Origin of the sequence: Geopseudomonas aromaticivorans, assembly GCF_019097855.1 — a bacterium.
Lineage (GTDB): Bacteria > Pseudomonadota > Gammaproteobacteria > Pseudomonadales > Pseudomonadaceae > Geopseudomonas > Geopseudomonas aromaticivorans.
The window spans coordinates 52,104-65,125 of record NZ_JAHRGL010000017.1; the positions used below are offsets into that span (position 1 = coordinate 52,104).

The 13,022-nt window shown below is 70.5% G+C and carries 11 protein-coding genes; 5 read left to right on the plus strand and 6 right to left on the minus strand.

Annotated elements, in window-relative coordinates; genetic code table 11:
* Positions 1 to 51: 51 nt before the first annotated feature.
* Both KRX52_RS07445 and upp read right to left on the minus strand, forming a co-directional pair.
* The gene (locus tag KRX52_RS07445) at positions 52 to 1,035 is read right to left on the minus strand and encodes a lysylphosphatidylglycerol synthase transmembrane domain-containing protein (protein ID WP_217681097.1); all 984 of its coding nucleotides are present in this window, start codon (positions 1,033 to 1,035) and stop codon (positions 52 to 54) included.
* A 220-nt stretch (positions 1,036 to 1,255) separates the two neighbouring features.
* A complete protein-coding gene (gene upp / locus KRX52_RS07450) occupies positions 1,256 to 1,894 on the minus strand; it encodes a uracil phosphoribosyltransferase (RefSeq protein WP_217681099.1) in 639 nt (212 codons plus the stop codon).
* A 153-nt stretch (positions 1,895 to 2,047) separates the two neighbouring features.
* Here upp and KRX52_RS07455 point away from each other — a divergent pair, with 153 nt between their 5' ends.
* Positions 2,048 to 2,605 (plus strand): hypoxanthine-guanine phosphoribosyltransferase, encoded by a 558-nt coding sequence (locus tag KRX52_RS07455; protein WP_217681100.1) that lies wholly within the window; start codon positions 2,048 to 2,050, stop codon positions 2,603 to 2,605.
* A 123-nt stretch (positions 2,606 to 2,728) separates the two neighbouring features.
* Here the strand turns inward: KRX52_RS07455 and dauA are convergent, their stop codons facing one another.
* The 4 genes from dauA to KRX52_RS07475 all read right to left on the minus strand — a co-directional run bounded on the left by dauA (position 2,729) and on the right by KRX52_RS07475 (position 7,678).
* A complete protein-coding gene (gene dauA / locus KRX52_RS07460; RefSeq protein WP_217681105.1) occupies positions 2,729 to 4,468 on the minus strand; it encodes a C4-dicarboxylic acid transporter DauA in 1,740 nt (579 codons plus the stop codon).
* 149 nt (positions 4,469 to 4,617) lie between these two features.
* Positions 4,618 to 5,202: a TMEM165/GDT1 family protein gene (locus KRX52_RS07465; RefSeq protein ID WP_217681149.1), complete on the minus strand. Its 585-nt coding sequence runs from the start codon at positions 5,200 to 5,202 to the stop codon at positions 4,618 to 4,620.
* Between the two features lie 332 nt (positions 5,203 to 5,534).
* Complete coding sequence (locus tag KRX52_RS07470; RefSeq protein ID WP_217681106.1) at positions 5,535 to 6,533, minus strand: methyltransferase; 999 nt, start codon at positions 6,531 to 6,533, stop codon at positions 5,535 to 5,537.
* A gap of 182 nt (positions 6,534 to 6,715) precedes the next feature.
* Positions 6,716 to 7,678, minus strand: a complete 963-nt coding sequence (locus KRX52_RS07475) for a 2-hydroxyacid dehydrogenase (RefSeq protein ID WP_217681107.1) — start codon at positions 7,676 to 7,678, stop codon at positions 6,716 to 6,718.
* 143 nt (positions 7,679 to 7,821) lie between these two features.
* Between KRX52_RS07475 and KRX52_RS07480 the strand changes: the two genes are divergently transcribed.
* The 4 genes from KRX52_RS07480 to KRX52_RS07495 all read left to right on the plus strand — a co-directional run bounded on the left by KRX52_RS07480 (position 7,822) and on the right by KRX52_RS07495 (position 13,001).
* Positions 7,822 to 8,496, plus strand: a complete 675-nt coding sequence (locus tag KRX52_RS07480; protein ID WP_217681109.1) for a LysE family translocator — start codon at positions 7,822 to 7,824, stop codon at positions 8,494 to 8,496.
* A 114-nt stretch (positions 8,497 to 8,610) separates the two neighbouring features.
* Entirely contained in the window at positions 8,611 to 10,437 is a 1,827-nt protein-coding gene (locus KRX52_RS07485; RefSeq protein ID WP_217681110.1) for a DUF1302 domain-containing protein, read from the plus strand.
* Between the two features lie 132 nt (positions 10,438 to 10,569).
* Complete coding sequence (locus KRX52_RS07490; protein ID WP_217681111.1) at positions 10,570 to 11,058, plus strand: DUF3015 domain-containing protein; 489 nt, start codon at positions 10,570 to 10,572, stop codon at positions 11,056 to 11,058.
* An 86-nt stretch (positions 11,059 to 11,144) separates the two neighbouring features.
* Positions 11,145 to 13,001 carry an Lnb N-terminal periplasmic domain-containing protein gene (locus KRX52_RS07495; protein ID WP_217681112.1) on the plus strand — a complete coding sequence of 619 codons (1,857 nt, stop codon included), beginning with the start codon at positions 11,145 to 11,147 and terminating at the stop codon, positions 12,999 to 13,001.
* Positions 13,002 to 13,022 lie beyond the last annotated feature (21 nt).

Consider the following 13,022-nt stretch of genomic DNA (forward strand, 5'->3'; position numbering starts at 1 on the left):
AAAACGGCCGCGCATTCTATGCGAGTGCGCCGGGGAATGCTGCCCCGGCGATCAGGCCGGTGGTCGCGGATCGCCGTCGACACCCTTGTTGCGGCGCCACTGCGCCCATTCGAAACCGAGCACCACCAGCAGCGACAGGGCGAACGGCAGCAGCAGGTAAAGGGCGCGGAACACGATCAGGGCGGCGAGCACGTCGACGGTCGGAATGCCCGGCAGCGCGGTGATGAACGACATCTCCAGCACGCCCAGCCCTCCCGGGGCGTGGGACAGCAGGGCCAGCGAGAAGGAGGCGAGGAACACGCCGAGCACCACCAGATAGCCGGGGTTGTGTGCGGCCGGCAGGGCGAAGTAGATGATCGCCGCGGCACACAGCAGCTCCAGCGGGCCGGCCAGCAGCTGGCGGGCGACGATGCCCAGGCGCGGGTACTCGATATGCAGCTTGCCCCAGGTCCAGGGCTTGAACTGGCGCCAGGAGCCGAGCCCATACAGGCCGATCAGCAGCAACAGCAGCAGGCCAATGGCCACCGAGAGTGCCGGCGGCACGTTGAGGATCTGCTGGATCAGGTTGGGGCGCAGCACCAGCACGCAGCCGCTGGCGAGCAGGGTGCCGAGGCCGAAGGTGAAGGAGCAGAAGAAGATCAGCAGGCCGATTTCCTGTGGACTCAGGCCCTTGCTGCGGTAGGCGCGATAGCGCACCACTGCGCCGGAGAACACCGAGGCGCCGATGTTGTGGGCCAGGGCGTAGGTGGTGAACGAGCACAGGGTGATGAAGCGCCAGGGAACCCGCTTGCCCAGATGGGCGAGGGCGATGTGGTCGTACCAGGCCAGGGCAAAGTAGGCGCCCAGCGTGGCGCCGCCGGCCAGCAGCCAGTTCAGCCGGGGGATGGCCCGCAGGCTGCCGGCCACCTCGTCGAGGGAGACGTTGTGCAATTCGCGATACAGCAGAAAGCAGGACAGCACCACGGCCCCCAGACCGATCAGCGTCCAGAGCAGGTCACTGCGTTTCAACTTCGGTGTGGCGACGGGCTTGGACAACGGCAGTCCCTCGTTGACTGGGTAGCTGGGGCGTGGCTCGTCGCATCCAGCGGTCCGAGGCAACGGGCGTGACGGCGCATGAGCCAGGACCGGCTGATGGGTTCGGACGCTGGCGGCCGTGCAGGCGGCGCAGTATCACCGACGCGCCCCCCCACGCTCAACCCGGTGCGTCAACGTGCAGCGTTGCCGAATGTGTGCAACCGGCACCGCGGCCGGCGCTTCAGGCGTCCTTCTGCCGGGTGCCGAAGATCTTGTCGCCGGCATCGCCCAGGCCCGGGATGATGTAGCCCTGCTCGTTGAGGCGCTGGTCGATGGCGGCGGCGTAGACCTGCACGTCGGGATGGGCGGCGCCCAGCGCGGCGATGCCTTCCGGCGCGGCGACCAGCACCAGGGCGCGGATTTCCCGGCAGCCGGCCGCCTTGAGCAGGTCGATGGTGGCGATCAGCGAGCCGCCGGTGGCCAGCATCGGGTCGACGATCAGCGCCAGGCGCTGCTCGATCCCCGGCACCAGCTTCTCCAGATAGCGCTCGGCCTCGAGGGTGGCCTCGTTGCGCGCCAGGCCGACCACGCTGACCTTGGCGCTGGGGATCAGGCTGAGCACGCCGTCGAGCATGCCGATGCCGGCGCGCAGGATCGGCACCACGGTGATCTTCTTGCCGGCGATGCGCTCCACCTGCACCTCGCCGCACCAGCCCCGGATGTACTCGTCCTCCAGCGGCAGGTCCTGGGTCGCCTCGTAGGTGAGCAGGGCGCCCAGCTCCTGGGCCAGTTCGCGAAAGTTCTTCGTGCTGATGTCGGCGCGGCGCATCAGGCCGAGCTTGTGGCGGATCAGCGGGTGGCGGATCTCGTGGACGGGCATGGGCGGATCTCCCTGGGGTGTGCCGGCAAGTAAAGCATCCAGCGGGTCGGCAGGCCCTACGGCATTGGCAGGCTTGCCGCAGGGCGGGCGGATGGGTACCTTGCTGCCCTTTGCCGCGCTGCACGGCGCGGCCTATCCGGGAGAGAAACCGCCATGTCCGTCGAACTCGCGCACATCCGCCAGGTGATGGCGGAAGCCGACTGCCTGTACACCGCCGACCAGCTGGATGCCGCCATCGCGCGCCTCGCCGGCGAGATCAACCGCGACCTGGCCGAGCGCAATCCGCTGGTGTTCTGCGTGATGAACGGCGGACTGATCTTCGCCGGCAAGCTGCTGGCGCTGCTGGACTTTCCGCTGGAGCTGTCCTACCTGCACGCCACCCGCTACCGCGGCGAGACCAGCGGCGGCGAGCTGTTCTGGAAGGCCAAACCGGAGATGTCGCTGATCGACCGCGACGTGCTGATCGTCGACGACATCTTCGACGAGGGCCACACCCTGGCCGCCATCGTCGACTACTGCAAGCACGCCGGCGCCCGCGCGGTGCACACCGCGGTGCTGATCGACAAGGAGCACGACCGCAAGGCGCGCCCGGAGATGGACGCCAACTACGTCGGCCTGCCCTGCGTCGACCGCTACATCTTCGGCTACGGCATGGACTACAAGGGCTACTGGCGCAACGCGCCGGGGATCTACGCGGTCAAGGGCATGTAAGGCCTTGTATAGGGTGGGTTAGCCGCGCAGCGGCGTAACCCACCCTCGCGACCGCGAGGTCGCGCATGCTAATGCCAGGCCTGCGGCCTGGTCGGTGGGTTACGGCCTGCGGCCTGACCCACCCTACACCGGCTCGGCGGCGACCGTCGGTTCCGTCCTTTCCTCCAGCCAGCGCAGCGCCTTGCCGCGCGCCTGATCCAGATCGTGCACGTAGGCTAGTTGGTGGTTGTGGCGGTGGATGCCGGCGCGGCGCAGCTGCAGGCGCACCCGCGAGCTGGTGCCGCTGAAGATCAGGCCGACGCCGTGGTGGCGGAAGTCGCGCAGCACGGTGTCCAGCGCCGCCAGCGCGGTCATGTCCAAGAGCGGCACCGCGCTGAGGTCGACGATCACCACCTTCAGCCCCGGGGTGAAGCGGCACAGGGTGTTCAGCGCCTTTTCCGCCGCGCCGAAGAACAGCGGGCCGCGGATCGCGTAGGCCAGCACATGCTCGGGCAGGTCGTGCAGCGCCTGGTGGAAGTGCCGCGGCAGCGGCGCGGTGTCGGTCAGCGCGCTCATCTGGCGGATGAACAGGCCGGCGGCCAGCAGCAGGCCGGCACCCACCGCCAGCACCATGTCGAATGCCACGGTCAGCACCAGGCAGGTCAGCAGCACCACCACGTCGCTGCGCGGGGCGATGCGCAGGGTATGCACCACGTGCGGCGCCTCGGCCATGTTCCACGCCACCATCAGCAGCAGCGCGGCCAGCGCCGCCATCGGCAGGTAGCTGAACAGCGGCGCCAGCAGCAGCATCGCCGCCAGCACCACGCCGGCATGGATGATCGCCGCCAGCGGCGAAAACGCGCCGGCGCGCACGCTGGCGGCGGTGCGGGCGATCGCCGCGGTGGCGGTGATGCCGCCGAACAGCGGGGCGATCAGGTTGCCCAGGCCCTGGCCGATCAGCTCGCCGTTGGAGTCGTGCTTGCTGCCGCTCATGCCGTCGGCCACCACCGCGCAGAGCAAGGATTCGATGGCGCCGAGCATGGCGATGGCCATCGCCGGGGCCAGCAGCTCGCGGATCAGCGCCAGGCTCAGCGGCGGCGCGTCGGCCAGCTGCCAGGGCAGGGCGAAACTCGGCAGGTAGGGTGGAATGCCCGGCTGCGCGACGCCGTCGACCATGTAGCTGAAGCGCTCGCCGAGGGTGGCGATGCCCAGGCCGGCGACCTCCAGCAGCAGGCCGAGCAGGGTGCCCACCGCCAGCGCGGCGAGGTGGCCTGGAATCTTCGGCACCAGCCGCGGCCAGGCGATCAGTACGGCGAGGGTGACGATGGCGACCAGCGCATCGCCCAGATGGGCGCTGGGCAGGGCCAGCAGCAGGTTGAGCATCTGCTCGGGAAAGTGCGCCGCGCTGGCGGTCACCGTCAGGCCGAGGGCGTCCTTGAGCTGCAGGCCGCCAATCACCACGCCGATGCCGGCGGTGAAGCCGAGGGTCACCGGGTAGGGCACGAACTGGATCAGGCGACCGGCCTTGAGCACGCCGAGGGCGATCAGGATCAGCCCGGCGAGCATGCTGCACAGCAGCAGGCCGGCGAGGCCGTACTGCTGGACGATGGGCAGCAGGATCACCACGAAAGCCGCGGTGGGGCCGGAGACGTTGAAGCGCGAGCCGCCGCTGAGGGCGATCAGCGGCGCGGCCACCAGCACGGTGTACAGGCCGTGCTGCGGCGGGGCGCCGACGGCGATGGCCAGGGCCATGGCCAGCGGGATGGCGATGATGCCGACGGTGAGGCCGGCGAGAATGTCGCCGCGCAGCGCCTGACGGGTGTAGCCGGCGCGCAGGGTCTGGCGCCAGGCAGTGAACAGCGGAACGCGCGCAAGTCGGGACATTGCTTGTCCTCCGTTATATTTCCCCTCTTCTTTGAGAGGGTAAGCCGTTTACCGACAAACGGCTATCGGACGGAGGTCCAACCCCGGCTTTTGTGCGCGCGTTGCGACGTGGCGGGCAGGGCGGCGGCGAGCACGCCCTGCCGCGGCCGTCAGCCGATCCAGCCGCTCAGGGTCGCCGCATGCCAGGCGGCATAGCCGGCCAGGGCGAGGAAGCACAGCGCGGAGATGCGGTGGATCAGGGTCATCGGCAGCTTGTCGGCCGAGAAGTGCGCGGCCAGCACCACTGGCACGTTGGCGATCAGCATGCCCAGGGTGGTGCCGGCGACCACCAGCCAGAAATACTCGTACTGCGCGGCCAGCATCACCGTGGCGATCTGCGTCTTGTCGCCCATCTCGGCGAGGAAGAAGGCGATCAGGGTGGTGAGGAACGGCCCGTAGCGTTTGAAGTGCGAGGCTTCGTCCTCGTCGATCTGGTCGGGCACCAGCATCCAGGCGGCCACGGCGAGGAACGAGGCGGCGAGCACCCAGCTCAGGGTGGCTTCGCTGAAGAACGAGGCGACCCACTTGCCCAGCGCGCCGGCGGCGAAGTGGTTGGCGATGGTGGCGACCAGGATGCCCCAGATGATCGGCCAGGGCCTGCGGAAGCGGGCGGCGAGCAGTAGGGCGAGCAGCTGCGTCTTGTCGCCGATTTCGGCGAGGGCAACGAGGCCGGTGGGGACGAACAGGGATTGCAGGGCTTCCATCAAGGATTCCAGTGGGGGCGGGTCGACGATGACATGACACGCACAGCCTGCCCGCCCCGGGTCGGCTTGTGAGTGTCATGAGTCTTGTCGAACCGCGGCGCCGGCGTGGCCGGTGCGGGTTGTGCGCGCCATGGTCTGCGGACCAAGTATGTTGACGCGCACGCCACCGAATCGCTCGGCGGCAGACTACTCCCTCAGGACGGCGCGCATTGTGCCCAAGGGGGGCGCAAGAGGCAAGGCAGCGGGGGCCGTCGGTGCGCATGGCGCACCCTGTGGGAGGCGCCGGCCCCTGCGTAGGGTGCGCCATGCGCACCGCCATTGCGTCACGGACGGCGCGCCGAGTACACCCGGAAGCCGTCGCGCTCGGCCAGCAGCGTGCACGGGCCGAGATGCTTTTCGATCAGCGGCGCGTACTTGAGGAAGCTGTTGGCCACCAGGCGCAGTTCGCCACCGGGACGCAGGTGGCGGGCGGCCTCGCGCAGCAGCTGCTCGGTGGCCTGGTAGTCGGTGTGCACGCCCTGGTGGAACGGCGGGTTGCTGACGATGGCAGCCAGCTCGTGCGGGGCATCGCTGATGCCGCTGCCGGCCAGCACCTGGCCTGCGAGGCCGTTGGCGGCCAGGGTCTGGCGGCTGCTGGCGACGGCGAAGGCGTCGACGTCCAGCAGGTGCAGCCGGCTGGCCGGATAGCGGCGCTGCAAGGCGGCGCCGAGCACTCCGGCGCCGCAGCCGAAGTCGAGCAGCTCGCCCTGCGGCAGGCCGTCGAGGTGCTCCAGCAGCAGGCGCGAACCGACGTCCAGGCGGCCGTGGCTGAACACGCCGGGCAGGCTGACCACCTGCAGCTCGCCCTGCGGGGTGAGCACCGGGTAGCGGCGGGCGAGGGCGTCGAGGTCCGGCGCAGCCGGGGCCTGCTCCACCGTCACCTGCCACAGCTGGCAGTGGCGCGCGCTGTCCAGCTTGCGCGGCCGGCCGAACGGCTCCAGCTGCCTGGCGGCGCGCTCGATGCCGGCGCGCTTCTCGCCGACCAGCCACAGCGGCGCGCCGGGCAGGCGCGCGGCCAGGGCGGCGAGCAGGTAGTCGGTCAGCTCGCGCGACTTGGGCAGGAACAGCACGGCGCCGGCGAAGGCCCGTGCCGGCGCCTGGGTGCCGAACTGGCAGCGTCCCGGATAGCGCGCCTCGACGGCGCTGTGCTCGTGCCACAGCCAGCTCCAGCCGTGGGCTTCGGGCAGCACGCCGAGCAGCTCGTCGGCCGGCAGCCCGGCGAGCAGCAGGGGGCCGGTGAACAGTTCGGCCTGACGCAACAGCACTTCGCTACGCGGATCCATCGGACATCTCCGGAACAAAAGGCGGGCAGATTAGGCAAAGCCCCGACGGCTGGCAAATCCGTGGCGGCGTAGGGTGGACAACGACCGCAGGTCTTGTCCAGCAAGGGGCCGCTGCGCAGCGCTCTCCCGTTGCCGCCGATGGTGGGAAACGCCTGCGGCGGTTTCCCACCCTACGAGATTCGTTACGACACCACGCGCATCGGTGTCCCGGCGAGGAAGGCGGCGGCATTCTCCTCCAGCTGGCCGACGATGCGCTGGCGCGCCTCGCGGCTGCCCCAGGCGCTGTGCGGGGTGACGATCAGCCGCGGGATGTCGGCGGCCAGCAGCGGGTTGCCGTCCCTGGGCGGCTCGACGCTGAGCACGTCGGTAGCCGCGCCGCCGAGATGACCGGCGCGCAGGGCGTCGGCCAGCGCCTGCTCGTCGACCAGGCCGCCGCGGGCGGTATTGATCAGGAAGGCGCCGGGCTTCATCAGGCCCAGCTCGCGCGCGCCGATCAGGTTGCGCGTCTGCTCGGTCAGCGGGCAGTGCAGGGTCAGTGCATCGACCTGCGGCAGCAGCTCATCCAGCGGCAGGCGGCCGTCCACGGCCTGGCGCCCCGGCAGCAGGCCGAGCAGCACGCGCATGCCGAAGGCGCGCGCCAGCTGCGCTACCGCGCTGCCCAGCTCGCCGTGGCCGAGCAGGCCGAGGGTCTTGCCCTCCAGCTCGACGATCGGGAAGTCGAGCAGGCAGAACTGGCTGGACTGCTGCCAGCGCCCGGCGCGCACCGCGGCCTGGTAGTCGGGGAGGCGGGTGGCCAGGGCGAGCAGCAGCATCAGGGTGTGCTGGGCCACCGAAGGGGTGCCATAGCCCTGGCAATTGCACACGGTGACGCCGTGGGCGCGGGCGGCGGCCAGGTCTACGTTGTTGGTGCCGGTGGCGGCGATCAGCACCAGCTTGAGCTCGGGGCAGGCGGCAAAGGTGGCGGCGTCGATCATGACCTTGTTGCTGATCGCCACCTGGGCGCCCTGCAGGCGTGCGGCCACCTGCTGCGGCGCGGTCTGCGCGTGCAGTTCCAGCTCGGCGAACAGCAAGCGCAACGGCGTCAGGTCGAGGTCGCCAAGGTCGAGGGAGGGATGGTCGAGAAATACGGCGCGGATGGCGGTCATGCGAAGGCAGTTCCTGGGCGGGTGAGGGCGGGCGCCGCCGTGGGCTGGCTGGCGCGCTATCATCCCAGCAGCCTAGCGGAAAGCGCCGGCCGATTGCAGCCGCTGCCGCCCGTGGCGTTGGCCGAGCCAGCCGGGGAGGCTGCATGTACTGGTCGGAATTTCTCACCGTGGCGCTGATCCACCTGCTCGCCGTGGCCAGTCCGGGGCCGGATTTTGCCGTGGTGATCCACGAGAGCGTCAGCCACGGCCGCCGCGCCGGGCTGTTCACCGCGCTGGGCGTGGGCAGCGGCATCTTTCTGCACGTGGCCTATTCGCTGCTCGGCATCGGCCTGATCGTCGCGCAGTCGGCGGCGTTGTTCGCCGTACTCAAGTGGCTGGCGGCGGCCTATCTGCTGTACCTCGGCTGGCACGCCCTGCAGGCCCGCCCAGCCGATCCGGCCGCGCTGCGGGCGCTGGCCGCCAGCGCCGCGCCCAGCGGCCGCAGCGCCTTCGCCACCGGGCTGCTGACCAACGCGCTGAACCCCAAGGTCACCCTGTTCTTCCTCTCGGTGTTCACCGTGGTGATCGACCCGCACACGCCGCGGCTGATCCAGACCGGCTACGGCCTCTACCTGATGTTCGCCACCACGGGCTTCTTCTGCGCCATGGCGCTGCTGTTCAGCCTGTCTCGCGTGCGCAGCGGGTTCGCGCGCATGGGCCACTGGTTCGACCGGCTGATGGGCGCGGTGCTGATTGCGCTGGGCCTGCGGCTGGCACTGGGCGAGCTGCTCTCCGCGAGCCTGTTCAGCCTCTGCTGCGCGTCGGCCATGCTGCGTTGACGTCGATTTCGCCTTGCCTGGGTCGATGACGAACCCGCAGCCGGCGCGCTTGTCCGATAATGCCGGGCGCCGATGGCGTGCAGCGGAGCTGAACAGAAAGATGGAAGCGTGTTGATGAGCAGAATCCAACCGGCCCGACGCCTGGCCGGACTGGCGCTGGGCGCCACGCTGGCCGTTCCGGCCGGCGCGGTGCCGTTCAATCTCGGCGCCGTCGAGGGGCAGTTCGACTCCAGCCTGTCGCTGGGCGCCAGCTGGTCCACGGCCGCTGTCGACCGGGAGCTGATCGGCGCCAACAACGGCGGCCGCGGCCTGGCGCAGAGCGGCGACGATGGCCGCCTGAACTTCAAGCGTGGCGAAACCTTCGCCAAGCGCTTCACCGGCGTCCACGGTCTGGAGCTGCGCCGCGGCGACAGCGGCCTGTTCCTGCGCGGCCGCTACTGGTACGACGTCGAGCTGCAGGACGAGGGCCGGCCGTTCAAGGACCTCGACGACCACGGCCGCAGGGCGGGTGCGCAGGCTGCCGGCGCGCAGCTGCTGGACGCCTTCGTCTACCGCAACTACCGCCTCGGCGAGCGCCCCGGCAGCGTGCGCCTCGGCCAGCAGGTGGTCAGCTGGGGCGAGAGCCGCCTGCTGCCGGGCGGCATCGACGTCATCAACCCGCTCGATGTCGCCGCCCGGCGCCGGCCCGGTGCGCAGCTGCGCGACGGCCTGCTGCCGGTCAACCTGCTGCATGTCGCGCAGAACCTGAGCGACGCGCTGGCGCTGGAGGCCTTCTACCAGCTGGAGTGGGAGCCGACGGCGGGGGACAACTGCGGCAGCTTCTTCGCACAGTCCGACCTGCTGGCCAACGGCTGCGTGGACAACCTGCGCGTGCTGAACAGTCGCGCCGCGCTGTCGCCCGGCACCCTGGCCAGCCTGGCGGCGGCCGGTGTCGCGGTCGATGGCGAGGGCGTGCTGATGCGCCGCGCGGCCAACCGCAACGCCGCCGACGCCGGCCAGTTCGGCGTGGCCCTGCGCTACTTCGTCGCGCCGCTGGATACCCAGTTCGCCGGCTACTTCATCAACTACCACAGCCGCGCGCCGCTGCTCGGCGCCACGGCCGCCGGCCCCGAGGCCTTCCGTGCCGGGCTGCCGGCCGAGCTGGCGCCCTTGCTGGCGGCCGGCAAGGCGCAGTATTTCCTCGACTACCCCGAGGACATCCGCCTCTACGGCCTGAGCTTCGCCACCACCCTGGCCGGCGGCAGCCAGTGGCGCGGCGAACTCAGCTACCGGCCCAATGCGCCGCTGCAGCTGAGCATCGTCGATGTGCTCAATGCCACCCGCACGCCGCTGGATGCCGATCTTTCGCCGCTGCAGGCGCGGCCCGGCGAGGACATCCCCGGCTACCGGCGCCACGCCGTCACCCAGCTGCACACCGGCCTGACCCACATCTTCGACAATGTCATGGGCGCCAGCCGCCTGACCCTGGACGGCGAGCTGGGCTGGAGCCACGTCGGCGGCCTGAATAGCCGCGGGCCGCGTCGCTACGGCCGCGACCCAGTGTTCGGCCCCGGCCCGCTGGCGAACGGCGGCTGCGAGGCCCTCAACGCCGCCACCCTCGGCAGCGCCACGGCGCGCAACGTCGGCCGCTACTGCGCGAACGACGGCTTCACCACCCGCGACGCCTGGGGTTATCGCCTGCGTGCGGTCTGGGAGTACGACAAGGCCATTGCCGGCATCGACCTGCGGCCGAATCTCGGCTGGGCCCACGACGTGCGCGGCTATTCGCCGGCCCCCGACGCCACCTTCGAGGAGGGGCGCAAGGCGATCAGCCTCGGCCTGGACGCCGACTACCTGGACACCTACACGGCCAGCCTGGCCTACACCGATTTCTTCGGCGGCCGCTACAGCACCCAGGGCGATCGTGACTTCCTGGCCCTCGAACTGGGCCTGCGCTTCTGACTTCGACGCGGCGCACAGTCGCAGGCGCCGCCCAGGTCATCGCCTTGACATTGCGGGGATATTGCAAAAAGCTGCGCGGCAGGGCCGGCAAGGTCGCCGGCCTGCGTCATCACATTGAAGAAGAGATCGAACATGAAACGGATTCTGCTGGGTTCCCTGCTCGCCGCCGCCTCCCTCAACGCTTTCGCCGAAGCACCGGGCGGCCCGGGTTGCGGCTGGGGCAACATGCTGTTCGAAGGCCAGCGCGGCCTGCCCTCCCACCTGGTCGCCTCGACCACCAACGGCACTTCCGGCAACGCCACCTTCGGCATGACCTCTGGCACCAACGGCTGCTCCACCAAGGGCGCGCTGCGCTACGACGGCAAGTCGATGCTGGTGCTGAGCAGCATCATGACCGAGCTGTCCGAAGACATGGCCAAGGGCGAGGGCGAAGCCCTGACCACCTACGCCGTGGTGCTCGGCGTGCAGCCGCAGGACCGCGCGCACTTCGCCGCCGTGACCCACCAGCACTTCGCCCAAATCTTCAGCTCTGCCGACGTCACCGCCGAGCAGGTGCACGCCGCCACCCTGGCCGTGCTGAAGCAGGACGCGCGCCTGGCCCAGTACGCCGACAAGGCCTGACCCGCCGCGGGCGCTCCCGCGGCGCCCGTCCTTTCCGGGTGCCCGCTGCGGCGGGCACTTTCGTGTTTCCCGCGCCACGGCTCCCCATGCTCCGACGTCTGCTTCCCCTCCTGCTGTGCGGCCTCTGCACCGTGCTGCAGGCCGCTCCGCAACTCGCCCCTGCCCGCCTGCAAGCCCTGGCCGCCGAGCCGTTCTGGCTCGCCCTCGGCCACTACGAGCGCGGCAAGCTGGGCGGCTGGCGCAGCTACGTCGACGACGACGAATTCTTCCTCGCCGCCAGCGGCGCCGAGGACCCGGCCGCCGAGCTGGCGGCCACCTTCGAGGCGCTGTATCGCCCGGCGGCCCTCGGCGACCGCCATCCGCAGTGTCGCTATCCGGCGCGTACCCGCTGGCTGCGCGAGCAGCTGGCACTGGACGACCTGCCGGCGCCGGCGTGCCCCGAGTTCGCCGCCTGGTACGCCGACATCGCCCCGCACAGCACCGTGCTGGTGTTCCCCGCCGCCTACCTCAACAGCCCCTCGTCGATGTTCGGCCACACCCTGCTGCGCGTCGACCAGGCCGACATCGACCGCCAGGGCAGCCCGCTGCTCAGCTATGCGCTGAACTTCGGCGCCTACATCGAGGGCATGGACAACAGCATCCTGTATGCCTGGAAGGGCCTGATGGGCGGCTACCCCGGGTTGTTCGCGCTGATGCCCTACCGCGAGAAGATCGGCGAATACAGCCGTCTGGAAAACCGCGACCTGTGGGAGTACCGGCTGAACCTGACGGCCGTGGAAACCGGCCGCCTGCTCGAACACGTGTGGGAGCTGCGGCAGATCCAGTTCGACTACTTCTTCTTCGACGAGAACTGCTCCTACCGCCTGCTCGAGCTGCTGGAAATCGCTCGGCCGGGGCTGCAGCTGACCGAGGACTTCCCGCTCACCGCGATCCCCGCCGACACCGTGCGCGCGGTGAAGAACGCCGGGCTGATCGAACGCATCGACTACCGCCCCTCGCGCGAGCGCGAGCTGCTGGCGCGCGCCGCACCGCTCGAAGCGGCCGAGCAGGGCTGGGTGCAGCGCCTGGCCGCGGACAGCAGGGCGCTGCAGGACGCCGGCTACCAGGCGCTGCCGACCGAGCGCCGCGCGCTGATCGAGGACGGCGCCTACCGCCTGCTGCGCTACCAGGCCAGCGGCGCGGAGCGCGATCCGGCCAGCGCGGCGCGCAGCTACCGCCTGCTGCAGGCGATCAACCGCAACCCGCCGCCGCGCCTGGAGGTCGAGCGCCCGATCCTGCCGGAAGACGGCCACCAGTCGCGCACCTGGCAGCTCGGCGTGGGCAGCCGCGACGACCGCGCCTTCGCCGAATACGGCCTGCGCATGGCCTACCACGATCTGCTCGACAACCTCGACGGCTTTCCCCTCGGCGCGCAGATCGAGATTGCCCAGCTCAGGCTGCGCCAGTACCAGGGCAACCACTGGCAGCTGCAGCAACTGGAGCTGGCCGGCATCCGTTCGCTGACCCCGCGCAACCGGCTGCTCAAGCCCTGGTCCTGGCAGGTCGCCGGCGGCCTGGAGCGGGTGCCCGGCGAAGGCGGCGAGGAGCGCCTGGTCGGCCACCTCAACGGCGGCGCCGGCGGCAGCTGGCAACTGGGCGAGGAACTGCTCGGCTTTGCCCTGGCCACCGTGCGCCTCGAACAGAACCGCGACTTCGCCGCCTGGCTCAGCCCGGCGGCCGGCTTCGACGGCGGCCTGCTGTGGCGCAACCGCGCCGGCAACCTGCTGCTGGAGGCCCAGGGCGACTACTTCCACAACGGCGAGGTGCGTCGCCGCCTGAGCCTGGCCCAGCAGCTGGAGCTGGGCGACAACCTCGGTCTGCGCCTGTCGGCCGCGCGCGAGTTCAGCCAGTGGGCGCCGCCGGTCAACGAGGTCCAGCTGCAGCTGCGCTGGTATTACTACTGAGGTGCGCCGTGGGGGCCGAAA

What these genes read in the sequence shown, in the direction of transcription:
- upp (WP_217681099.1), bottom strand. Translation starts at nt 1,894, where the DNA reads ATGCCCGTCCACGAGATCCGCCACCCGCTGATCCGCCACAAGCTCGGC.
- KRX52_RS07455 (WP_217681100.1), top strand. Translation starts at nt 2,048, where the DNA reads ATGTCCGTCGAACTCGCGCACATCCGCCAGGTGATGGCGGAAGCCGAC.
- dauA (WP_217681105.1), bottom strand. Translation starts at nt 4,468, where the DNA reads ATGTCCCGACTTGCGCGCGTTCCGCTGTTCACTGCCTGGCGCCAGACC.
- KRX52_RS07470 (WP_217681106.1), bottom strand. Translation starts at nt 6,533, where the DNA reads ATGGATCCGCGTAGCGAAGTGCTGTTGCGTCAGGCCGAACTGTTCACC.
- KRX52_RS07475 (WP_217681107.1), bottom strand. Translation starts at nt 7,678, where the DNA reads ATGACCGCCATCCGCGCCGTATTTCTCGACCATCCCTCCCTCGACCTT.
- KRX52_RS07480 (WP_217681109.1), top strand. Translation starts at nt 7,822, where the DNA reads ATGTACTGGTCGGAATTTCTCACCGTGGCGCTGATCCACCTGCTCGCC.
- KRX52_RS07485 (WP_217681110.1), top strand. Translation starts at nt 8,611, where the DNA reads ATGAGCAGAATCCAACCGGCCCGACGCCTGGCCGGACTGGCGCTGGGC.
- KRX52_RS07490 (WP_217681111.1), top strand. Translation starts at nt 10,570, where the DNA reads ATGAAACGGATTCTGCTGGGTTCCCTGCTCGCCGCCGCCTCCCTCAAC.
- KRX52_RS07495 (WP_217681112.1), top strand. Translation starts at nt 11,145, where the DNA reads ATGCTCCGACGTCTGCTTCCCCTCCTGCTGTGCGGCCTCTGCACCGTG.